At 61.9% G+C, this 23,078-nt stretch carries 14 protein-coding genes and 1 pseudogene; 4 read left to right on the top strand and 11 right to left on the bottom strand.

Translation table 11 applies throughout. The features are described 5' to 3' along the window. Window positions 1–20: 20 nt before the first annotated feature. From ACTT2I_RS08150 to ACTT2I_RS08115, 8 genes and pseudogenes are all read right to left on the bottom strand, one after another. Complete coding sequence (locus ACTT2I_RS08150) at window positions 21–3,257, bottom strand: efflux RND transporter permease subunit (protein ID WP_017354995.1); 3,237 nt, start codon at window positions 3,255–3,257, stop codon at window positions 21–23. 15 nt (window positions 3,258–3,272) lie between these two features. Further along, on the bottom strand, window positions 3,273–4,526 hold the full coding sequence (locus tag ACTT2I_RS08145) for an efflux RND transporter periplasmic adaptor subunit (RefSeq protein WP_014159610.1): 1,254 nt from the start codon (window positions 4,524–4,526) through the stop codon (window positions 3,273–3,275). Beyond that, window positions 4,523–5,776 carry a TolC family protein gene (locus ACTT2I_RS08140; RefSeq protein WP_017354996.1) on the bottom strand — a complete coding sequence of 418 codons (1,254 nt, stop codon included), beginning with the start codon at window positions 5,774–5,776 and terminating at the stop codon, window positions 4,523–4,525. The genes ACTT2I_RS08145 and ACTT2I_RS08140 overlap by 4 nt, the downstream gene beginning before the upstream one ends. 56 nt (window positions 5,777–5,832) lie before the next feature. Continuing rightward, a complete protein-coding gene (locus ACTT2I_RS08135; RefSeq protein ID WP_017354997.1) occupies window positions 5,833–6,144 on the bottom strand; it encodes a hypothetical protein in 312 nt (103 codons plus the stop codon). A gap of 141 nt (window positions 6,145–6,285) precedes the next feature. Further along, a complete protein-coding gene (locus ACTT2I_RS08130; RefSeq protein WP_017354998.1) occupies window positions 6,286–6,657 on the bottom strand; it encodes a diacylglycerol kinase in 372 nt (123 codons plus the stop codon). Between the two features lie 73 nt (window positions 6,658–6,730). Further along, window positions 6,731–8,446 (bottom strand): phosphoethanolamine transferase, encoded by a 1,716-nt coding sequence (locus tag ACTT2I_RS08125; RefSeq protein ID WP_017354999.1) that lies wholly within the window; start codon window positions 8,444–8,446, stop codon window positions 6,731–6,733. A 158-nt stretch (window positions 8,447–8,604) separates the two neighbouring features. Beyond that, window positions 8,605–8,838, bottom strand: a pseudogene (locus ACTT2I_RS08120) (dolichyl-phosphate-mannose--protein mannosyltransferase); the annotation flags it as partial. 793 nt (window positions 8,839–9,631) lie between these two features. Beyond that, a complete protein-coding gene (locus ACTT2I_RS08115; protein ID WP_014159605.1) occupies window positions 9,632–10,249 on the bottom strand; it encodes a cation transporter in 618 nt (205 codons plus the stop codon). 105 nt (window positions 10,250–10,354) lie between these two features. Between ACTT2I_RS08115 and ACTT2I_RS08110 the strand changes: the two genes are divergently transcribed. The 3 genes from ACTT2I_RS08110 to ACTT2I_RS08100 are packed head-to-tail and all read left to right on the top strand — an operon-like array spanning window position 10,355 to window position 15,053. After that, window positions 10,355–10,768, top strand: a complete 414-nt coding sequence (locus ACTT2I_RS08110; protein WP_014159604.1) for a MerR family transcriptional regulator — start codon at window positions 10,355–10,357, stop codon at window positions 10,766–10,768. Then, complete coding sequence (locus tag ACTT2I_RS08105) at window positions 10,765–12,036, top strand: site-specific integrase (protein WP_017355000.1); 1,272 nt, start codon at window positions 10,765–10,767, stop codon at window positions 12,034–12,036. Before ACTT2I_RS08110 ends, ACTT2I_RS08105 begins: the two co-directional genes overlap by 4 nt. Before the next feature lie 23 nt (window positions 12,037–12,059). Continuing rightward, complete coding sequence (locus ACTT2I_RS08100) at window positions 12,060–15,053, top strand: Tn3 family transposase (RefSeq protein WP_017355001.1); 2,994 nt, start codon at window positions 12,060–12,062, stop codon at window positions 15,051–15,053. Between the two features lie 184 nt (window positions 15,054–15,237). On the opposite strand, the gene ACTT2I_RS08095 is transcribed toward ACTT2I_RS08100, so the two are convergent. Then, window positions 15,238–16,317: a site-specific integrase gene (locus ACTT2I_RS08095; protein WP_443096828.1), complete on the bottom strand. Its 1,080-nt coding sequence runs from the start codon at window positions 16,315–16,317 to the stop codon at window positions 15,238–15,240. Here ACTT2I_RS08095 and ACTT2I_RS08090 point away from each other — a divergent pair. Continuing rightward, window positions 16,262–17,239: a DNA-binding protein gene (locus tag ACTT2I_RS08090; protein WP_421588895.1), complete on the top strand. Its 978-nt coding sequence runs from the start codon at window positions 16,262–16,264 to the stop codon at window positions 17,237–17,239. The two genes, ACTT2I_RS08095 and ACTT2I_RS08090, sit on opposite strands and share 56 nt — an antisense overlap. Window positions 17,240–17,721: 482 nt before the next feature. On the opposite strand, the gene ACTT2I_RS08085 is transcribed toward ACTT2I_RS08090, so the two are convergent. Continuing rightward, window positions 17,722–21,090 (bottom strand): autotransporter family protein, encoded by a 3,369-nt coding sequence (locus ACTT2I_RS08085; protein WP_443096827.1) that lies wholly within the window; start codon window positions 21,088–21,090, stop codon window positions 17,722–17,724. A 163-nt stretch (window positions 21,091–21,253) separates the two neighbouring features. Beyond that, window positions 21,254–22,972: a hypothetical protein gene (locus ACTT2I_RS08080; protein WP_421100303.1), complete on the bottom strand. Its 1,719-nt coding sequence runs from the start codon at window positions 22,970–22,972 to the stop codon at window positions 21,254–21,256. Window positions 22,973–23,078: the final 106 nt, after the last annotated feature.

Genomic DNA, 23,078 nt, shown 5'->3' with positions numbered 1-23,078 from the left:
GGGCCCAAACACTCCATCATTCAGTGGACAGTTTCCGGTTGCCCTTTCGGGCCTGCCTTGGCCAAGCGCCCCGCAAATGTCGGCAGCACAAGAAGTGTCAGTACTGTTGCGGTCAACAGGCCGCCAATGACCACCGTGGCGAGAGGCTTCTGCACCTCAGCACCAGATCCACTCGCAATAGCCATTGGAATGAAGCCAACGATCGCCACCAGCGCGGTGGTCACCACCGCGCGAATTCGGCTGCCGGCACCGTTCATTGCAGCGATCAATGGACTGTCACCTGCATCAAGCCTCTCTCTGATGGCTTGCATGAGCACCAATCCATTCAGGGTCGCAACACCCGATACCGCGATGAATCCGACGGCGGCAGATACCGAGAACGGCATACCACGCACCAGCAACGCGAGAATTCCGCCAACCAGGGCCAGTGGGACGCAGGTGAACACCAGGCCCGCCTCCTTTGCGCTGCCCAATGCCATGAACAGCAGGCTGCCGATCAATAGGAAGACAATCGGAACAACTGTCATGAGTCGCTTTTCAGCCCGCTGCAAGTTCTCGAACTGACCTCCCCACGTCATGTGGGCGCCCGGCGGAAGCTGTACGTCCTTCACCGCCGCCTGGGCCTCTCCAACAAACCCGCCCAAGTCACGACCGCGAACATTTGCCTGCACCACCACACGACGGCTTCCATTGTTTCGACTGATCTGGTTCGGCCCCTCGCTGATCTCAATGCGTGCGACAGAGGAGAGCGGCACGATGCCCCCAGTTGGAGTTGCAATCGGCAGTGACGCGAGCTGATCGGGGTCATTGCGTGCATCGTCGCCGAGGCGCACAACAACATCGAACCGGCGGTCGCCCTCGAAGATCTTGCCTGCCGCAGCGCCGCCAATACCGGTTGAAAGCGCGTCGCTCACGTCCGCTGCCGTGAGGCCATACTGCGCAGCTGCAAGATGATCGATTGCCACATTGAGCGTGGGCAGGCCGGAAATCTGTTCAACACGGACATCCGCTGAGCCCTGGACATTCCTCAGCTTCAGCGCGACCTGATCGGCAACAGCTTGCAGTTGCTCGAAGTTGTCGCCGTAGATCATGACGGCCAGGTCCGTACGCACGCCTGAGATCAGCTCATTGAAGCGCAGCTCGATGGGCTGGCTGAATTCAAAGCTGTTGCCTATCTGCGAGGCGGCGATCTTCTCAAACCTTGCAATCAGATCCTCCTTGCTCAGGGAAGAGTCTGGCCACTCCTTTCTCGGTTTAAGTACGATCACACTGTCGGAGATGTTGGTCGGCATGGGGTCGATAGCTGCTTCTGCAGTACCGGTCCGCGAGAAGACCGTCACAACCTCTGGTTCAGCAGCAATGGCCTTCTCCAGCGCCAATTGCATAGCCAACGATTGCTCAAGCGACGTAGATGGCACACGCAACGCTTGCATAGCGAGATTTCCCTCATCAAGCGTTGGCATGAACTCTCGACCCAGCATCGTAAAGCCGACCACGCCCATTGCGAGCATCACGAGGGCGCCAGCGAACACTGCCTTGGGCCTACGAATCGCCGCTTGGATCACCGGTTCGATGCGGCCGCGCAGGACGCGGATGATGGCTGTCTCATGTTCTTCGTCCTGGTCGCCCTCGTGTCCTTCTTTCTTCGCGTGGAGCTTGGGCTCCCTGACCAGCAGGGCAGCCATCGCCGGTACGAAGGTAAAGGAGAAGATGAATGCGCCAACGAGGGCGAGCATGAAGGTGGCGGCCATCGGGTGGAACGTCTTGCCTTCCACACCTTCCAAGGTAAGGATCGGTGCGAACACCAACAGGATGATCACCTGACCGAAGGCTGCAGGACGCGCCATCTTCCTCGCCGAGTCGGCGGCTACACGCAGTCGCTCCATGGCATTGAGGGGTCGGCCAAGTTCGGCACGCCGCTTGCCAAGCATCAGCAGGGTGGACTCGATCACAATTACCGCGCCATCTACAAGGATTCCGAAGTCCAGCGCACCCAAGCTCATCAGGTTGCCGCTGATACCGAACTTGTTCATGCCGATAACAGCGAACAGGAACGACAGCGGAATGACCAATGCGGTGATGGCTGCCGCACGCAGGTTGCCCAGGAGCAGGAACAGCACAACTACGACCAGCAGGGCACCTTCGGTCAGGTTCTTGGCGACAGTCTTGACAGTGGAGTTAACCAGCACACTACGGTCCAGCACTGGCTCTGCGAAGATATCGGCGGGCAGAGATTCATTGACCTGTGCCAGGCGCTCAGCTGCAGCTTGAGCGACGGTGCGGCTGTTGCCGCCGGCGATCATGAGCGCCGTGCCCAGTACCGCCTCATGACCATTTCGGCTAGCTGCACCAAGCCGTGGGGCGCGCCCCATACCGACCTCGGCAACATCGGCCACCCGGATGACCACACCGTCCTTGGTGGCAACGGGCGACTGAGCCAAGTCGTCGGTCGTAAGGGCAAGGCCGTCGGCCCGAACGACCAGGCCTTCGCCCGCACGCTGGACGAATCCGGCGCCAGCCTGGACGTTGGAGCGTTCCAGTGCTTGGACCAGATCGGCCAGACCCAAGTTGTATGCCGCCAGTCGAGCGCTGTCGGGGTAGATGCCGTATTCCTTGACGTACCCACCCACCGTATCAACACCGGCCAGGCCGGGGCTGGAGCGCATCTGTGGTGCGATGATCCAGTCCTGGACAGTACGCAGGTACGTTGCGCGCTCCTGGGCGGTTCCAAGACGATCGCCCTCTGGTGTCAGGTAGACCTCACCCTCTTGCCAGCCAGCCTGGCCGGGCTTGGCCAGCTTCTTGGGGTCGAATGGCTTGAAGTCCACCGTCCACATGAGAACCTCGCCCAGCCCGGTTGTAACCGGGGAGAGCATGGGGGACACGCCCTCGGGCAGATCTCCGGCAGCCTCCCGCATCCGCTCTGCCACCTGCTGGCGGGCGAAATAGATGTCGGTCTGATCAGTGAAGATCGCGGTGACCTGAGAGAAGCCATTGCGTGATAGGGAGCGAGTGGTGTTCAGACCTGGGATGCCGGCCAAGGCCGTCTCCAGAGGATAGGTGACCTGGCGTTCAATCTGCTCCGGAGTAAGGGCAGGTGCGATGGTATTGATCTGAACCTGGCGGTTGGTGATATCTGGTACAGCATCGACTGGCAGCTTGCTCAGTTGGAACAAGCCAAAGCAGGCAATCGAAGCAGCCAGAAACACCACGAGCCAACGGAACTTGACCGCTGCTTCAATGATGATCTTGAACATGGTGTATGAGTTCCCTTAGTGGCCGTGCTCGGCTTCGCCCTTGGCCAGTTCGGCCTTGAGCAGGAAGGCATTGGCGCCTACGAGGCGCTCACTACCTGTCAGACCGTTAAGGATTTCGATTCGATTACCTGCACGACGGCCAGCGAGTACCGGCGTTGCCTTAAAGCCTCCCTCGACAGCAACGAACACAACACTTCTGCCATCAACGCTTTGGACCGCATCCGCCGGGACGCTCATGCCTTCAGCTGCGCCATCGGCGATGATGACGGCCGAAACGGGGGAGCCGGCCGGTGGCAACTTCTCCGAAATTGGTTTGGCGCGAATGGTCGCGGTGCCTCCCTGCTGCATCACATTCGCAGCGGCGGCAATCACCTCAGCTTCGAAGCTTCCGCCCGGGCCAGTCACTTCCAGCTTCATTCCGGGCACCGCGAGAGTGGCCAGTGCTGGCGGTGCAGTGAATACGAGTTCATTCATGTCCGGATTGGAAACCTCCGCAACAAGCGTTCCAGCTGAGACGACACCACCGGGCGTCACTTGGACGTTGCCAACCACGCCAGCGACAGGACTGGAGATTGTCACCCGGCCGGAACTGTCCGGAGATCCACTGGCCGCTACCTGTGCACGTGCAGCACTAGCGGCGGCATCAGCGGCCAAAGAGCGCGCGCGCGAGGCCTCCAGCTCCTGGCGAGCCACTACGCCCTGCTCGACAAGAGACTTGTCGCGGCCGTAGGCCAGGCGGATGGCTTCGGCCTCCGCCGCAGCGGCAGTGGCGGCGGCTTTGAAGGTCGCAGCTTCTCCACTGACAATGATCACCAGGGGCTGGTTGCTCTTGACGGCTGTACCCGGCGCAACAAGCACGCGCTCAACGCGGCCGGTGACCGTTGAGGCGATGGCAGCACGCCCCCCGATGGCCGGCTCGACGCGACCTGCAAGGCGGGTCGATGCGCCACCGCCGCGGCCGACAGCCACCACGCCGATGCCAGATGCCTTGATCTGGTCAGGCGTCAGCTTGACTACACCTTCCTCGGACTCCTCTTCGCCATGTTCGCCATCACCATCACCTTCACTGTGCGCCTCGGCGGAGCCCGGCTTTGCGTCAGCTGCGTGATCGTCGTGACCATCATCCTTTCCAGCCGGCTTTTCTGCCTCCGTACCGGTGGATTTGGCATCCTCCTGCGCCCCGCCACTGCATGAGGTCAGCGCGCCGGTCATCATCAAGGTAGCCAGCAGCGTCGCTCCGATGAGCGTCTTGTTTCCGTACTTGTTCATTTTGCCTCCACAAACGGTGCGCGCCCTTCAAGGCGGGCGAGGTCGATTTCTGCTGCCACCCGGCTAAGACGGGCATCCACAGCACTGCCACGCGCAGCGATCAGGGTTGATCGCGTGCTGCGCAGCTCCAATTGCGATATACGACCTGCCTCGAATCCGATGCGGGCCAGCCGATAGGCTTCATCTGCGGCCTGTACGCTTTCATCCGCTGCTCGTACGCGGCTGTTGGATGCCTTGAGACTCGCTACCGCTCCCAAACGGGCCGCCTCACTGTCACGCCTCTGAGCCTCCAGAACCGCTTCGGCAGCACGTTGTTCCGCATAGGCCGCCTGGATCGCACCGCGGTTACGATCGAATAGGGGGATCGAAAGGCTGATGCCCACGTTGTAAGCTTGGTCGCCCGCTTGGCGGAAGCGCGTCTGAGCCACGGATGCACTCAGTTGTGGCAACGCACGCTTGCGCTCGACATCGATAAGGCGGCCGGAGGCTTCCGCTTCAGCTTGGGCAATGCGAACGGCAAGCGGGGCGACCTCAATAGCGACTGGGTGAGAGGGCACGCGGTCAAGCAGGCTTTCACCGATGTCGGTCAGGGGGCTGTCCACCAAGGACACGCCGGCCAGGCGAGCAAGCGCCGCATCCCGGTAGGCCTCGGCCTCATCCAGGCTTGCCTTTGCATTGGCGACCTCGCTCCGTGCCTGCACACCGCGCAGGTTGGGCTCACGTCCCTCGCTGACCATCGCAGCTACCGCCTTGGCGTCCTGTTCAATCAAGGCCAATGCCTCGCTGGCCAACTCATATCGGCGCAGCGCAGCCTCTGCTTCGGCGTATGTCGCCGCCAGGCGACCCGCTGCGTCACTGCGCATCAGATCACCCCGCAAGCCTGCAGCCCCAGCCTCCGCACGCGCGGCGCGCACTCGGGCCCCTCGTTGACCCCAAATCTCCAGCGGCTGGGAGAGGGTGACAATGCTGTCAGCGTTTGAGAAACCTTTGTAGGGACCAGTGCCGTAGGCGTTCTCCGCTTCGATGGAGACCGTCGGATTGGGCAGTGCCCGAGCCTGTTGTACCCGCGCCTCGGCTGCCTCAGCCAGCGCGACGCCTTGGACCGTCGCAGGCATCTGGTTCAAGCGAGAAAGCAACGATTCGTAAGATGGTGCAGTTTGAGCAGCTACATGTCCGATTGGCACCAACGCCAACAGAATAGCGACAGTCAACCCGGTCGCTGAAAGCGACCGGCCTGGCAAAATCGACATAAAAACTCCCGTAAATTATCTGAGCGAACGACCCGCAAGTGCGAGGCAGAGCCAGATCAGATACGGGGGGGGCGCATGGGACCGTCGAGTCGTAGCGCGTAGACGTCCACGTGCTCGGTACTGTGCAGCGAGATCCGGCCATCGGCGAACAGATCGTCGTGACCGGCAGCTGGGAGGCTTGCCGTTGAATGGTGGCAATGCCCATGGCCACAGGCATCGGCACTGGACGAATCCTTGCTCTTGCTCGACTCGGAGTCTGAATCACTTTGCAAGGCGTGCACATCGCCCACGCTGACCGTCGCTTCTTGCGCGCACGCCAATGCCTCGGCCACAGGCACGACCACGAACGCCGCCAAAAGCAGCAGCATCAGGTATATACGAATAGCAGGCAGAGAGCGACGCATTGGGAAAGGTTAGCAACCTCTTTTGGACGGATACAATTACATAAAAACACTACGGTGGCTGTGCTTGAACGCACCCTAGCCCCGTTCAGGTCGGGACCCAGGGAATCAACCCACAAGGATAACGGCCCATGTGAGGGCGACATTGCAAAGAGCCACGAACACAGCGGCCGAACCCATATCTTTAGCGCGACCCGCCAGCTCATGGATCTCTGGGCCATACCGTTCGATAACCGCTTCGATGGCGGAGTTCAGCAGCTCCAAGGCCAGAACAGCCAGCACGCTCCCCATTAGAAGTGCTCGCTCAACCGCTGAGTGGCCCAGCAGAATCGCTGCCGGTAGTGCCACCACGGCCGCGACAACCTCGAGTCGAAACGAGGATTCATGCAGCCAAGCTGATCGTAGTCCTTGGAGGGACCAGCGGAGCGCCTTGAAAACGCGGGCAATGCTCCGCGGACGATGACCGTACATATCTGCCACTGTGTTGCTTCCTTAATTTAGGACCCCAAGAGCCGCTGCTGGGCGCTTCCAGCAGCGTGCTCGTTGTCGCCCGTTATGAAGTGGACCCGGCGTTGATGGAACAACCGGAGAAAAGATTCAGGCTTTCGTCCAACGACTTCGTCCGGACGTTCATGAGGCCGAGTACAGAATGGAAGAGGTTGTCGTGGCTGGCCGGGCGGTTTGATCGGTCCCGGACACATTGAAGGTCCAGGTTGTTGCTGCTCTTCATGCCCTCGGACATCCACATGACCATGGGCACTTTGATCTGAGTGTCGGGAGCAATGGCATAGGGGAGACCGTGGAGATAGACGTTCGCCTCTCCCAGTGACTCACCGTGGTCGGAAACGTAGATCAATCCAGTGTCATGGCTCTGATCCTGCTCAAGCATCCGGATGGTCTTTCCAAGGAAGTCATCTGTCGCAAGGACTGCGTTGTCATACGCATTGACGATCTGCTGGCGCGTGCACTTGCCCAGATCTGCATTGCGGCAGTCAGGCGTGAACTTCCTCAGATCCTCGGGATATCGCTTGTAGTAGCTCGGCCCGTGGTTCCCCAGCTGATGCAGAACGACCACAACATCACCCGGATTGTCATCGATAGCGTCATGCAATCCCCGCAACATGATCTCATCGCGACACGCTTGGTCATCGCACAACCCATCCTTGGTAGGCACGCGGAAGGACTCAAACGCCAGGTCCGCGCAAACCCCCTTGCAACCTGTCTGGTTGTCCCGCCATAACGTCTTGATGCCAGCTCGCTCAAGCACATGGAGCAGCGACTCTGAGCCCCTGATCTTGTCTCGATCGTAGTCTCGCCTTCCATACACCGAGAACATACAAGGCACGGAAACTTCAGTATTTGACCCGCAGGCAGTCACGTCCGAGAAGTTGACGACGTCCAACGCTGCCAACTGTGGCGTTGTCTGTCTGCCGTATCCATTCAAACCCCAGTTCTGCGCACGAACCGTCTCACCTACAACGATGACCAAGAAGTGGGGCTTCGCGCCTGGCGGATGAGGCGTCATCATGGCATCGGGGCCAACCACTTGGATCGGACCGCGCTCCGCACGGGTGTCTTCTCGCACAACCTTCGCAATGGAAGCGATGTAGTTTCCAGGGTTTGCAAGGTATCTGACTTGCTTGTGATTGCGTATGAGTGATGAGAGGTCGTCGAATGACGCAATTGCCGCGCCAACGATTACAACAACCGCCATGCCAAGTAGAAGCACTCTTGCAAGTATCGCCCGCGTCACATTGGAAGAACGTTGGAGCCTTACCATGCATACCGCGATAGCTGGCACGACGCCTTTAATTAGTACCGCAAGAAAGAAGCCCCAGGTCAGCAACTCTCCGGCTTCAGCGCCGTCGGTCTTCAGCACATTTCGTACCATGCTGGCGTCGAAGTAGACGCTGTAATTGTCTGAATAGTAGGCAGCAGTAGCGGACACGACGAGAAGCAATGCAAGAACCGGCTTCACCGTCCATCGAACGCATAGCAATCCGAGAATGAGCACATTCAAGGCAGTGAGGATCGCTCCCGTAGAGATAACAAGTAGCGCACGAGCTGCTCCGTCCGCACCACTCTTCGCAATTACTTCTGCGAAGAACGCGCTGTTGAGAAAGAACGTGAAGTACATCGCCACGATGATAATCAACGTGTTGACGCCCAGCTGCGGGCCGCAGATGGGCTTGCCAAGACGGCCCAGTGGATCTGAGCCTAGGCCCCCGCGCGAACTGCCTCGGTTGAATTCTGTTTTCACGTAATGCATTGGTGATTCCTTTTTATTGACCACCGCGCGCGCCCCTAGCGCACACGGCCGCCATTGCGCGTTCCTAGATGGAAAGCCATCCACACATATGCAACGCCTGACACCAGCGAAGGGGCCAGGACCGCGGTCCGCAGGTTTTGGGTCAGTGACAGCAGTGCAGCCGAGATCCACATGAAGAGACGCTTGTCTGGGTGCAGCTCCGCTCCCCGACGCGGGAACAGCGAGCTTCCGGTTGCCACCATTTGGGTGGCAACCAAGGCAAATCTCGGTTCGTCGACAGGCCCAAAATCGCGCACACCAAGAGATGCGCCGATGGCAAGCACGGAGGTTGCCATCAGTAGTGCCGCTCGATCGCGTGCAGTTCGGAGATTGGTAGATGTTGAGAAGGGCATTCAGGTCGCCTTCTTCAAGGCGGCGCAGTACTGGCCGGCGACTGCACGTGCAGCCACGCGTCGGCCGAGCGCACGGAGCGCCCAGCAACAAGATGTGTTCATGGAAAGACCTACACAAAGGTGATCGCAGAAGGACTGACAGGCGCGTTGCGCCTTTTATGCGATCAAAGCCTGGGAGGTCTAATCAGCGTGTCCGGGATGTGGGACGTCATGGGCTGTTCGTAGAACGTGTGCCCGCCTTCATTTCTTGCGGCTTCGGCACTGGTGAAACCGTTGGACGCCACAAAAGTGCTGCTGTGGTGGCAGTGACCGTGACCACAAGCGGCATGCGCCTTATCGGGGTGGCCATCGCCTGGCCCTGCCACTTCCTGGTGTGACTGCTCCTCAGAGAAGCAGACCGAAGCATCAACGACAGGCACGATGATCATCACTGCGAGCAGCAGTGCCAGAGCGTAGCGCTTGGCATGGATGACAATGGAAGGCACGTGTGGCTAGGACTGATACATTTGAGGCCGGAAAGATACCTTGGGTACCGCTCATCAGCAAGCTGACGCTTATTCATCAATCTCGCGGGCTCGAGTGGCCTCTGCGAGTCAGGTGGCCAGGCAAAAGCTGGCGCGGGAAATTGACGGAATCCGGCATCCGAAGAACAGAAAGTTAACGTTTTGCCTGAGCTTCCGCACGGTCACGCAGATTGAGCTGCGACGGATTAGGTCGGGGGCCAGCTGCGCCACGTGACAGTGCCGGGTTCAAGCGCAGCCGCCAGAGTCCGAGCTCAGTCGGCCAAGCCTGGTCATGCAGCCGTCTTGCGCGCGTCGGCACCTGCCCGGCGGGCATCACCTAAAATCTCGAAGGCTTCCTTGATCACATACAGGCCGATCAGGGCGCCGATCACGAAATCCGGGTACGGGCTGGCCAGCCACCACACCAACAGACCGGCCAGGATCACCCCAACATTGGCGACCACATCGGCCCGCGTGAACAGCCACGTCGCTCGCAGATGCACTTCGCCGGACTTTAGCGGTGCCAGCATGCGCAGCACCGCCATATTGACCGCCAGCGACAGCAGGGCGGTGCCAATCATCCAGCCGCTGACCGGCTCGGCGCCGTACATCACCCGGCGGCCCACCTCAACCAACACGCCCACACCCAGCACAAGCAGCACGCTGCCGCTGACCCAAGCGGCATTGGCCTTGAAGCGCGCCGTGCGCCCGATAGCGACCAGGCCAATGGCATAGGCGGTGGCATCGGACAGCATGTCCAGAGCGTCGGCCAGCAGGCCAGTGGAATGGGCAATCCAGCCGGCGATGCCGCCGATCACGGCCATCGCCGCGTTCAACGCTAGGGCGATCCAGAGGACGCGCCGCTCCTGCGCATTCTTGGCCTCGTGGTGGCAGCCGCAATCACTCATCGGAACATCTCCAGTCGCAGGGAAGCCGGGCCCGGGCGGGTCGCTGGCATGACACAGCAGGTGAGTGTAAAGTCCGTAGCTACTACGGAGTCAAGCGTACTACGAATGAAAATCAGTGAGGCTGCCGACGCCAGTGGATGCCACCTGGAGACGATCCGCTATTACGAGCGGATCGGCCTGTTGCCGCGCCCGGGGCGCTCGGGCAATGGCTACCGGGTCTATGGCCCGGCCGACATCGAGCGGCTGCGCTTCATTGCGCGCGGCCGGGACCTAGGCTTCAGCCTGGAGGAGGTCCGCAGCCTGCTGCAGCTGGCCGGCGATGAGGAGCTTTCGTGCGGGGACGTGGACCGGCTGGCACGCAGCCATCTGACCGACGTGCGGGCGCGCATGGCCGACCTGGAGCGCATGGCCACCGAGTTGGAACGGGTGATTGCCAGTTGCCACGGTGGGCAGCGGGCTGAATGCACCATCCTGTCGACCCTGCGGCAGCCGGTCGCTGTGGAGGCCACGCGCCAGTGACCGAACTGGACCGCTACCTCGATGCAGCCACGCGCCAGAACACGGTGCGCAGCTATGCGTCGGCGCTGCGGCACTTCGAGGTTGAATGGCAAGGCCACCTCCCAGCGACACCGGACAGCGTGGCGCGGTACCTGGCCGCGTATGCGCAGACCCTAGCCGCCAGCACGCTTCGCCACCGGCTGGCCGCCATTGCCTCTTGGCACCGCGACCACGGCTTTGTCGACCCGACCCGGTCGCCGCTGGTGCGCAAGGTGCTCAAAGGCATCCAGACCCTGCACCCGGGCCAGGTCAAGCAAGCCGCGCCGCTGCAGATTCGGCGGCTGGTCGAGCTCGATGACTGGTTGGCTGCCGCGATCGCGGCGGCGCATGCCCGGGGCGACGGAGCGGCGGCGCTGCGCCATCAACGCGACCGAGCGTTGGTGCTGCTCGGATTCTGGCGGGGCTTCCGTGGCGATGAACTGCTGCGTCTGGACGTGGCCCATCTCACGCTGGTGCCGGGACAGGGGATGACCTGTTTCCTGCCGCGCAGCAAGGGCGACCGCCAGGCCGCCGGCGTCACCTACAAGGTGCCGGCGTTGTCGCGGTTGTGCCCGGTGGAGGCGACCCAGGTGTGGCTGCAGGCGGCCGACCTGCACGAAGGGCCGGTGTTTCGGGCGGTTAACCAATGGGGCCAGGTGAGCGCCGAGGGCCTGCATCCCAACAGCTTGGTGCGCCTGCTACGCGAGTTGCTGACCAGTGCCGGCTTTGCCGATGCGGGGCTCCACAGCAGCCATTCGTTGCGCCGCGGCTTTGCCAGCTGGGCCAACGACCAAGGCTGGGACATGAAGGCGCTGATGGAGTACGTGGGCTGGCGCGATGTGCAGTCGGCCATGCGCTATCTCGACGGGCGTGACCCCTTTGCCCGTGACCGCATTGAAGCAAGCCTGCCCAGTCCAACCGCGCCGGTACCGGCGATGGCACTGCCGGCGCCCGAGGGCAAACCGGCCTTGCAGCTGCGCCTGCGCATGGTGCTGACCCCGTTTGCCCGCACGGGCCGCGGCGCGGCCAAGGCCCGAGGCCGGATCGAAGAGATCTGCTTGGCCCCGTTCCAGGCTGTGCGCCTGAACACTGCCAGCAGCGAGTACCAGTTGACTGTTCCCACCGATCCCGACCGGGATCTGGATGAAATCCTGGCCACGTTGCTCGATGACATGCACCGCATGGCCGATACGCACCAGTGTTTCCTGGAAGCGTCTCTCAATACAGACGACGGCCGGCACTGGGATTGATCCCCTCATAACCTCCGGATCCAATGGCTACCCTTCACGAGACCGCCTACCCGCGACTGAAGCCTGATCCCACCGCCAAGGAACTGGAGGAGATCTATACCCCCACCGCCGCTGAGATTGCATTCGCCAAGCAGCTGACCACCCAGCCGGGACCGCAGCTGGCGGTACTGATTCATCTCAAGCTCTTCCAGCGCCTGGGTTACTTCACGGTGTTAGCCGAAGTGCCCGAGCGGATCCGGAAGCACATCGCCAAGGCCGCCCGACTCGGGCGCGTATTGGACACCGACCAGCTCGAACGTTACGACGCTTCCGGTAGCCAGCGCCGCCATATGCCGCAGCTTCGGCAGTTCATCGGGGTACATCCCCTGGACAAATCAGGCTTGGCCTGGCTGGACACGGTGGCCACCGGAGCAGCCCAGACCAAGCACACCATCCCGGACATCGTGAACGTCCTGCTCGAAGAGCTGGTGCACCACCGCTACGAACTGCCAGGCTTCCGCACCCTGGAGCTGGCCGCCATCGGCGCACGTGAGCGGGTCAATCTGGGCTACTACCGCAGCATCAGTCACGCGCTGACGCCTGCCACGCGCACGCTCATTGACGAATTGCTGCGCGCACCGGAAGGCTCCAGATTTACTGGCTGGCAATCGCTCAAGCGCGAGCCTGGCCGACCGACCAACAAGGAGGTCCGGTTCTATCTGCAGCACATCCGCATGCTGCAGCAGTTGGCCGAGCAGCTGCCTCCCATCGATGTGCCGGTGCCCAAGCTCAAGCAATTCCGTGCAATGGCTCGCGCCTATGACGCCAGCGAGTTAGCCGAACTGGCTCCGGACAAGCGCTATGCGTTGGCCACCATCTTCATTCGCGCCCAGCATGCCAAGACGCTGGATGACGCAGCCGAGCTGTTCATCAAGCAGGTGCGCGGGCTGGAGAACACGGCCCAGCAAAAGCTGCTGGCCTACCAGCTCGAACATGCCAAGCGGGCCGACTTCCTGATCGGCCAGCTCAAGGAAATCCTGCAGGCCTATCAGCTCGACGGCAGCGATAGTCAGCGCGTGGATGCCATCGATAACAGTCTGGAAGCGGAAGTGTCGACCTTGTTGGCCGAATGCGAAGAACATATGGCATACGCAGGAAAGAACTATCTGCCTTTCATGCTGCAACCCTACGGCGCGGTCAGGCCGCTGCTGTTCAATGGGCTGGAGCTGATGAACTTGCGGGCAACCAGCCACGATGCCGGCATGGAGCCGTTGATTGCAGCGGTGCTGTCGCTGCGCAACCAACGCCGTGAGCTGATCGAGGTCGCATCCCTCGGCCTGGACCCGGAAAAGGACTTCGATTGGATGTCCAAGCTCTGGCGTCAGCACGTGTTTGGCAAGCGGGCCAGCGCGGCAGGCGCCGGCTGGATGCACCGTAAGTACTTCGAGCTGGCCGTGCTGGTGCAGGTCAAGGACGAACTGAAGTCGGGAGATCTCTTCATCCCGAGCAGCGAACGATTTGACGACTACCGCGAGCAGCTGGTCGATGAAGCCACCTTGGCCCAGGAACTGGAAGCCTATGGCCAGGTGTCAGGCTTGCCCACCGACGCTGCGACTTTCGTGGCCGGGTTGCGCGCACAACTGACCGACTTGGCCGACGAAGTTGACGAGCGTTTCCCCGAGAATGTTCATGCGGACATTCTGGAAGGACGCCTGGTACTGCGGAAGGGGCAACGCGCCGAGGTCTCAAGCGCCATTGCCACCGTGGACCGCCTCATCGCCGAACGGCTCCCGGAGTCCAGCATCGTCGATGTCCTGATCGACGCCAGCCAATGGCTGGATCTGCACCGATTCTTCCGTCCGATCGCCGGCACCGAGAGCCAGGTTGAAGATCTCCCTCGACGGGTGATCACCACGCTGTTTTGCTATGGCTGCAACTTGGGTCCGACGCAGACGGCGCGGTCGATCAAGGGCTTCAGCCGTCGCCAGGTCGCTTGGCTCAACCTCAAATACGTGACCGAAGATGTCCTTGAGAAGGCCATCGTGGAGGTCATCAATACCTACAACAAATTTGACCTGCCGGGCTATTGGGGCAGCGGCAAGAGCGCGTCAGCAGATGGCACCAAGTGGAGCGTGTACGAGGACAACCTGCTGTCGGAGTACCACATCCGCTACGGCGGCTACGGCGGCATCGGCTACTACCATGTGTCCGACAAATACGTGGCGCTGTTCAGCCACTTCATTCCCTGTGGCGTGCACGAGGGCATCTACATCCTCGATGGCCTGCTGGCCAACACGTCCGACATCCAGCCCGAGATCGTCCATGGCGACACGCAGGCCCAAAGCTATCCGGTCTTCGGTTTGGCCCACATGCTGGGCATCCAGCTGATGCCCAGGATACGAAACATCAAGGATCTGACATTCTTCCGGCCCGAACCTGGTAGGACCTATAAGAACATCCAGGCACTGTTCGGAGACAGCATCGACTGGCAACTGATCGCGACCCATCTCCACGACATGCTGCGGGTGGTGATCTCAATCCGATTGGGGAAGATCACCGCGTCCTCGATCCTGCGCCGGCTGGGCACCTACAGCCGGAAGAACAAGCTGTACTTCGCCTTCCGGGAAGTTGGCAAGGCCGTCCGAACGCTGTTCTTGCTGCGCTACATCGACGACAACGAGATTCGGAAAACGATCCATGCTGCGACCAACAAGAGCGAGGAGTACAACGGCTTCGTAAAATGGGTGTTCTTTGGCAGCCAGGGGATCATTGCTGAGAACGTCCAACACGAGCAGCGCAAGATCATCAAGTACAGCCAGCTGGTCGCCAACATGATCATCCTCCACAACGTAGAAGGCATGAGCCGGACCTTGGCTGAGATGCGGAAGGAGGGGATTGAACTGACCCCCGAGATCCTGGCCGGCCTGTCGCCGTATCGGACCAGCCACATCAATCGCTTCGGCGACTACCATCTCGACCTTGATAGGGAAGTGGCGCCGCTGAGCTATACAGCGAAAGTCCTTGAACAGGCCCCATAGACGGGGAGATCCGCTATCGGGATAAGGCAATTATCATTTCGTTTCAATTGCTTAGGCAGCTTTTGGCCCTGTACGTAACGATTCCCTGCCGACCCTCAGTACAGGTCCATCAGCCACAGGATAAGCCATTGCAGGGGCAGTGGTGCGCATCAATTGACGCGCGCCCATAGCCCGCCCTGGGCCATCAATCTTCCAGTAAGCGAGCAGCGGGATTCGCCGTGGCACTGCCCGTCTGGAAATACCCGATCACACTCGACACCGACCGGTGCTCGGTCAGCTGCATGATCGCTGGAAGTGCCACACCTTGGCGGCTGGCTTCGGTCACGAATCCTGACCGCAGGCTGTGCCCGCCAAAATCTCCCTCCAGCCCGGCAAGCCGCGCCCGTCGCTGCACAATCTCACCCACGGCGGCCGGGGAAAGGGCAGGACCGACCCGATATTTCCACAGCCGCCGGAAGATCGCCCCCTCGGTAATCCCGGAGGCCTCCAACCAGTCCTGCAGAGCGAGGGCGGCCCGATCCAGGACCGGCTTGTCCGGCGTGGAGGTCGCGGTGACGCCGGCCTGCTGGGTCTTGCTGTGTTCCAGTCGGTAGATATAGCCCGCTTCACCGATGCGGCGCAGGTCGCGCAGGTCGGCGGCGGCGATCTCGCTGCGCCGGCGGCCGCCACTGGCAAACCCGAAGCAGAGTAGGGCGCGATCCCGAACTCCTTCCAGGCTGTCGTCGCAGGTGGCCAACATGGCCTCCAGCTCGGCCAGGGTGATTGCAGTCTTCTTGCGTGGGCGCTCGCCGCGCTTGACCGCGGCTCGCGCGGCGCGACTGAGCACGGTGCGGATCGCCGGCTGCTCGCAGGGATTGGCGGCTTGTTTGAGCCGATGTGCGGTGGACAGCACGGCAACGCGATGCCGCACAGTGGCCAGCGTCCAGGGCCCAAGCTTGGCTTTCAGTCCGGCCCCCACCAAGGCCTGATCGACTGCCGGCGGCAATTCCCACGCCAATTCGCCCTCAGCTGACCGGCGCTGAACATGGTCGACCACGAACTGCAGCACGGTGGCTTCGGGTACCGGGAAGGCCAACTCGATGCCGTAACGCGCCGCATGCCAGCCAGCCCAGTAGCGCAGGGCGCTGGCGTAGCTGCGGGTGGTGTTCTCGGCCGCGGCCTCGGCCAGCAGCTCGCGGACCGCATCGGCAGCCTGACTTATCGCCAGTATGGAATCAACGGGGCAGGGCGCCCGCACAGGAGATAGTTCAATGGCTCGCGGCATCACGGAACTGGACGTGCACGGCGCCGCTGACGCGCTTGTCGCAAAGGGCGAGCGCCCGACGGTGGAGCGCGTTCGGGCACACCTAGGTACGGGCTCCCCGAACACGGTAACCCGCTTGCTGGAGACTTGGTGGCAAAGCCTCGGAAGTCGGTTGCACCCTGAGAGTCCAAGCATGAAAGACGCTCCAACTGTCTTGGGAAAGCTTGCCGGGCAATGGTGGGCGCTAGCGCTAGAACATGCGCGTGATGCGGTCCTTGCTGAGTTCTCCGAGGTGCGCGAGGACCTTGCACTCAAACAAGAGGAGCTTCTTGTCCGGTCCAAGGCACTTGCAGGTGAGATGAGCGCTGTCCACGCGAGGTCGGAAGAGGCCATTGCCGCGGAGCGCGTCGCATGCACCCGGGCCTACGAATTGCAGCGATTGGTCGATCAGCTTCAGCAGCAGGCTGCGGAACTAGCCGGGCAGCGTACCGCCGCCATTCAGCGACTTGAGCAAGTGGAGGCCTCACGCCAAGCGCTCTACGACAGACTCCAAAAGACTGAGGAATCGGCGAGATCTGAGCGCGAGAGCCTGGCTGAGCACGTCAGATCTGTCGAAAACCGCGCATTGGGTGATCTTGATCGCGCTAGACAAGAGAGCAAGGTGTTGCAGGCGCAGCTGGCCAGCGCAGTGAAAAGACATACTTCGATTGAAGCAGAGATGCGGGGTAGCCTCGAAAAGGCACACTCAGCCACTGCGGCGGCACTACAGGTGGTGGACAACCAGCGTGGCAGATGTGCAGCGCTAGCAGAGCAACTGGCCAAGCTCCAGAACTTGCCGGCGGATCTAGAGGCTGCGCTTAGGCGAAGCCAGGTGAATCCCGGTGCACGGAAGGCAAGCCCCAAGCAGCGGGCTAAGAAGAGCTCATCCAAGGCCACGAACTAGGAGCGCCGGCTCGCGTAGAGCCCAGCCAGAGCCATTAATTAGGAACACTTTCGTCAGGCGTTTTGAACGCTAGAGGCTCCCTATGTGAAACTTCAGCCATCCAAAGATTTGCCACAACAAGGGCATTTCCCTCCAGCTAGCTCTCGGGCGTCTGCTGCATTTTGGCGGTTGGCCAGCCAGACTGCCGCCAAGGTAACGGAAACAACAAGCGCTACGCCGACGCCGGCGACTTGGACCAAGGGCAGATACGCAGAAGTATGGACACTTAACTATTGAAAGGACGGACAGCTACTCCTGAAAAGCCCAACCAAACGGCGCATTTCGCCATTTCGCATAATGTATATTATGTAAAATGCTGGCGGCCGCAGCTAGGTACCACGCGGGCCTCCTCAAGCTATCGCTGGCCGTGCTCTAAATTGATGTCCTTTTGTTCCCACATAGTCCCCCCTAATTGAATTCAGAGGCTTTTGCTCCCCAAAACGTTACCAGTTCCAACGCACGCCCACCTTGCCGTCCCAAGCATCAAACGCACGGTCGAAGCTGCGCTGGTAGCCGATGTTCGCGTAGAGGCTGGTCGAAGCGCCCAACTGCCAGCTCGTCCCGGCGTTGAGCTGCCACCACGTGCCTTTCAGATTGGCCTCGAACGGCACATAACCCTCAGCCGAAGAGAACTCGGTCACCGGCTGACCACGGAACTCATGCCAGCCATTGAGCCGCAGCCATCCGGTGAACAACCGCCGGATGCCGTCATGCGTGGGCTCCAGGGTCCAGGTGTTGGCCCACCGCAGGCCCAGGCGGGCAGCGAGCGAGTCCATGTTGCTGAACCGGATCAGCGCGGCGGGGTCGCGGTGGTGGTCCCGGTCGATCCGCTGATAGATCACCTGCAGCTGTGGCTCGAGGATTTCATCCTCATCCTCCTCATCGATCTGGAACGGATAGCCTCCTTCCAGCGATGCCCCCCAGCCGAAACTGTCTCGCTCCAGCAGAATGCCGTTGCTCGACCTGGATTTGCCTTTGCCCCACGTTCCCTGCCAGACCGCATCCAGATACTGGCCTTCGTCCCAGTAGCGCGTCCAATAAAGGCCAAGTGAAGTGCCCTTGACTTGGTTGCGGCCGGCCAGCGTGCCATCGAAATGCGTCACATCGCTGCGCATCCTGCCCTGCCCCAGATACAGGCCAGCGTGGTCGCGCTTTCCGTCGTCATGCTCCACCGCATAAACATCCGCGCCGGCCTGGATGGCCAGAATGTCGTAGTCGTAGCGCGGGCTGCCACCGTAGATGCCGCGTCGGCTGCCTTCCACGTCACCGTTCTCGCCGATCACGCGCACCCAGGCGCCGTTGAAATACGCATCCCCGCGCAGGTCGGCGCGTTGGCGCAGCTGCTCCTGCTCCCCTACTCGCTCGTGCAGGTTGCCGAGCGTGGCCCAGCCGTAACGCAATCCCATGGCCGGCAACGCGCTGTAGAGCGACACCTCGCTGCGGTACTCCGGCACGGGCACCGGCTGGGGTGCATACGGGTCCGGCTCTGGTGGCGCCGGTGACGGCGGCGGCAGCGGAGGTGGCTCGGGCGGTGTCGGATCCGGATCCGGCGGGGTCGGTCCCGGTGGCGGATCCGGGGGTGGAGGTGGCGGCGGGGGCGGCGGTGGCGGCGGTACGGGACACGGCGGGGACGGCGCGGCTGGATTGTTGCAGTCGATCGACGAGCGCAGGAACCAGTCCTGCCCGTCGCCGGCGGCATAGCCGCCCCGGTGCAGCCGATACGCATACGGACCGGCCAGTACCGGCGCGCTGGTGAAGAAGGTATCCGGTGCGGTGGTTCCACCATCGAGCGCGCTCACCACGCGGATGCCGTCACCAAAGGTCAGCGCGCCGGGCCCGTCGGTATTGTGGATGTCCAGGCGGGTGCTGCCACTGGCGCTGCCGCCCTGGATGATCAGCTGGTCACTGGGCGAGCCATCGCTGTCCAGATAGGTGTTGAGCGCGATCACGCTGCCTGCGCCGCCGGCATACGAGGTGGTGTAAAGGAACTTGTAGTCGTTCGCGCCGACAGGCGGCAGGAACTCGATGCGCCCGTCATTGCGCACCCACCGCGACACCGTCGAGTTCTGCGGGATGCTCCAGGCACTGGTGGCATCAATGGCTGCGTTGCTCAGGTTCCACGCAGCCCCGGTCCAGTGGCTGGCGGCCTGCAGCGTGATGTTGGCCTGTGCCGCAGAGTCCGCGCCGGCATCGCCCTGCAATGTGCTGTTGGACGCGATCAGGTCCAGCAGGGTTGCTTCACCAGTAGCGCCGATGTTGGCCGCCCATAGCAGGTAGTCGTCCCCGCGGACCGTGGCGTCCTGCACGGTGGCGCTCAACGGCCCATAAGCATAGAGGGCCGTCTGTTCGGTCGTGAGCGAGCCACCGCGCATGCTGAACACGTTGTCCCAGCCATTGGACTGATTGGCGGAGAGGACGCCATAAGCGGCGCCGGTGGCGATCACACTGGTATTGGTGAGATGGACCTCGTTGTTGTCGGTGACCTGGGTGGGGCTGCCAAAATTACGCATATAGATGGCGTCAGCGCCCCCGCTGTTGCGGACGGTCGAGTCGACGACGAAGACCTGCGCATTCCCATACGTGCCGATACCCACCGACCCCGCCCCGGACGTTTCGATGGTGTCGCCGGTCAGGTTGACCACACTGGCCAATGCACTGTTGGCGCCGGCATAGATGCCATAGCTCCCGGCCACCGGGTTGCTCCAGAGGGTGCCCGTGCTGTTGAGGGTGCCCGTGGCAACCACCGCCCCGCCTCTGACGGAGGTGCCCGAGGCAGTGCCGAAGATGGCATCCACACCCGCCATGCTGGTGCCAACCGTAAGTGCATAGCGCTGAGCGTTGGTTGGCGAGGTAATGCTGATGCGGCTTGCGCCGGTCAGGTTGACGGTAGAGTTTTCGGCGACCCACACGCCGATGCCCACACGAGGCCCGGTGACCACGAAATTGCGCAGGCTCGCGCTGCCGCCCCGCTGCGCAACCAGACCGGTACCGGCCGTGCCGGTGGTGGCGGTGAAGTTCGCCGTAATGCCGTCCAGCACCTGGGTATTGCTGCCGCTATCCACTGTGACGCCGATGGAGTTGGCGCCATTGAAGGTCAGCGAGAGCGGGCTGTTGATCTCCAGCTGCCCGCCGCCGTACAGATAGATGCCCATGGCGCCAGACTGCTGGAAGGTGAATTGGTTGGTGCCGCTGAGCACCGCCTTGGCCATCGGGCCTTGGACGCCCAGCCCGAACGAGTTGCCTGTCCTGCCGATATACAGGCGATTGAATCCGCTCAACTCTACCCGCGCGGTACCGTCGACGCCGATGCCGTTGCCCTGCATGCCAGAGGAAAGCGCAGGATCGTTGTAGCGCATGTTGGCCATCTGGATCAGGCCCGCCGTGCCACCGGCCAGCTTGCCGATGCCCGCGCTGGTGACATTCCCAGCAAAGACAGAGACCGTGCCGCCGTCGGCATACAGCGCCTGCCCTCTGCCGCTGACTCGCAGGTTGATGCCGCGGGGCGCAGAAATGACGCCGCTGGTCGCGTGCAGGGAAAGCGCATTGGACAGGACCGAAATCGCGCCCGGCGTGGCAAGCGGCGAGTTCATGTCCAGCAGCAGGTCGCCGCCATTGGCCCACACGCCATCATTGTTGCCGGTATCAATCGTGGTGTTCCCCACGACCGTAGTCGTGCCGGACGTCGCGGTAACCGTGCTGTTGACCGTGCCGGGGCCGACCACCGCTTGAGCAATCGCGACAGCCGGTGCGACAAGAACGCCAGCCAACACTGCCCCGATGGACTGATACAGATGTCGCCTGCGCGTGTTCATGGTGACGTCTTGTCCCGTGAGCGGGGCGCCTGGCTCTCGGGCGCCTGGGCAACTACGGCCAGCTTCTCTTGCGGGGGACTCGGACGGACCTTCCGCCCGGGCCCTTTTGATGCGCCCTCCATGATCTTCTCGACCACTGCGTCAACGCCGAAGTCAGCGGACGCTAATGCGATTGTTCGGCACGGCCGCCAATCTTGAGCCGCTTTACGGCGAACACCCCACCTATCATCAGGTCACCATTCTCCATGATGGTTGTGATGCCACCCAGGGCATTCCAGCGACGACTGTCATCAGGGAACGTCCAGCGCGACTTGATCTCGCCCGTCGACCAGTCCAGGCCGACATACTGATAAACGCCCTTGTCCTTGTCCTTGTGCGCTGCGTAAAGCAGGCCTGTGGGTGCCGAGACGACCGGCACCATGATGTCGGTGTTGTCGACCTCATGGTTGATCCAGGCCCTCTCGAACGCGTCCTTGTCCGGGTTCCAGATGAATTTCTGTATGCCCATCGGCGCCGGCCGGGTGATGCCCCCGGTAAACGCATTTCCCGGGCCGGCCGGAAGCGGCTTTGGATACGTGCTGTTGAGGAATGCAACGCCGTAACCGAGCACATTCGGGGACGGCTCGATGGTCATCTGGCTGATGTCGATCCGGATCTGGTCGGCGATGCGGTTGGACTGCGTTCCAGGCTTCTGCTTGAAGCCTGCCGGAATCGCGTCCCGCCAGAACGCCACCGCGTTACTGCCGGTTTCAGCAGCATCGGCAATCACGATGAGTTTGTCCGGGTCGCTGCCGAAGCCCATCAACGTCGGGGTGGTGCCCGAACCCCGGGAAATCGCGCCCATCGCCAATGCCTTCTCGCCGGGCATGGAATCGTAGGGGGACGACCACGCCCCGTCCTTCTCATCGGTGGACAGCGTCGTTCCGTTCCAGATCACCTTGTTCATGTGCTTTTCGGTGACTACATAGATGCCGTTGTGTTCATCGATGACGATGCTGTTGTCGACTGCCTCGCCGTTGAACGTCACCGACGCCTTCACATTCAGATCCCGGTCCAGGATGATCAAGGCGCCGGGAGCGGCAGCAGCCAGAAAGCCGTCGTAGGTCATGTTCAACCCGATGATGCGGGTAACCGACTTGGCGACGTCTTCGGGCAGCCCCTTGGCGACATCGGCGGTCTTGACGATCCGCGGCGGGTCACCGACCACGTTGCCATCGGTTGTCTTCAGCACGTGGGTGCCACCGTAGACGCAGTAATGGTTGCCGTCTCGATCAAACAGGTTGTACACCCCGTTGATGCCACTTTCCATGTTGAGACCAGCGGCGCCGAGGCCCTTCAGCGCGCCAAGGATCTTCGTCTCGTCCTTGGCACGGTAAGCAGCGTCGAGCTGCGTCAGTGCGGCGTCAAGCGCGGCCGGGGTCGCCATCGCGGCGGACGTTTCAAATCCCGGGTAAGGAAGCAGCCCTCCCACGGCTTCGAAGGCATCGCCGGTCACCCGGATCTTCTGCACGCCCACTGCACCGCTGGCGAAGGCGATCACCTCCCCGCCCACGCGCTTCATGGTGGGATTGGAGGTTACCAGGGTGGGCACGGTCGCTACATCCGCCGCGGTGAGGTTTCGGCTACCCACCGGCCCCGCGATAAGCACCGAATCGGTGGCCGCCGGATTGAAGTGGGAGGTCGGGTAGACACTGTCCGCCAGCCACGGATTCGGCGGAGGCATGTTGGGCGGCGTTGCCACTGGGCGAACGGCCGGGCGGGAGGCTTCGGCCGCCGAGGCAGGGTTCTCGCTCGTGGTCTCTCGGCTGCATGCGGGAAGCACCAGCAGGATGACCGCAGCCAGACACACGGTCGGCGCTACGTCCCGGATCCTGGTCGCCATATGCCATTCCCTTACCGGCCTCGGTGGAGCCAGTCTCTACGTGCCGATCCGACCCCGCCACCGCAAAGGCACTGTGGGCCAACCGGTACTTCTACTTAGCGGGAGC

Source organism: Stenotrophomonas sp. PUT21 (assembly GCF_052232875.1).
GTDB classification, from domain to species: Bacteria; Pseudomonadota; Gammaproteobacteria; order Xanthomonadales; family Xanthomonadaceae; genus Stenotrophomonas; species Stenotrophomonas maltophilia_N.
This window is presented reverse-complemented; position numbering and strand designations above follow the sequence as displayed.

Coding starts and splice junctions, on each gene's coding strand:
- ACTT2I_RS08085 (WP_443096827.1), bottom strand. CDS start 21,090: ATGAACACGCGCAGGCGACATCTGTATCAGTCCATCGGGGCAGTGTTG.
- ACTT2I_RS08140 (WP_017354996.1), bottom strand. CDS start 5,776: ATGTCGATTTTGCCAGGCCGGTCGCTTTCAGCGACCGGGTTGACTGTC.
- ACTT2I_RS08135 (WP_017354997.1), bottom strand. CDS start 6,144: ATGCTGCTGCTTTTGGCGGCGTTCGTGGTCGTGCCTGTGGCCGAGGCA.
- ACTT2I_RS08090 (WP_421588895.1), top strand. CDS start 16,262: ATGGAATCAACGGGGCAGGGCGCCCGCACAGGAGATAGTTCAATGGCT.
- ACTT2I_RS08080 (WP_421100303.1), bottom strand. CDS start 22,972: ATGGCGACCAGGATCCGGGACGTAGCGCCGACCGTGTGTCTGGCTGCG.
- ACTT2I_RS08145 (WP_014159610.1), bottom strand. CDS start 4,526: ATGAACAAGTACGGAAACAAGACGCTCATCGGAGCGACGCTGCTGGCT.
- ACTT2I_RS08095 (WP_443096828.1), bottom strand. CDS start 16,317: ATGCCGCGAGCCATTGAACTATCTCCTGTGCGGGCGCCCTGCCCCGTT.
- ACTT2I_RS08110 (WP_014159604.1), top strand. CDS start 10,355: ATGAAAATCAGTGAGGCTGCCGACGCCAGTGGATGCCACCTGGAGACG.
- ACTT2I_RS08115 (WP_014159605.1), bottom strand. CDS start 10,249: ATGAGTGATTGCGGCTGCCACCACGAGGCCAAGAATGCGCAGGAGCGG.
- ACTT2I_RS08125 (WP_017354999.1), bottom strand. CDS start 8,446: ATGCATTACGTGAAAACAGAATTCAACCGAGGCAGTTCGCGCGGGGGC.
- ACTT2I_RS08100 (WP_017355001.1), top strand. CDS start 12,060: ATGGCTACCCTTCACGAGACCGCCTACCCGCGACTGAAGCCTGATCCC.
- ACTT2I_RS08150 (WP_017354995.1), bottom strand. CDS start 3,257: ATGTTCAAGATCATCATTGAAGCAGCGGTCAAGTTCCGTTGGCTCGTG.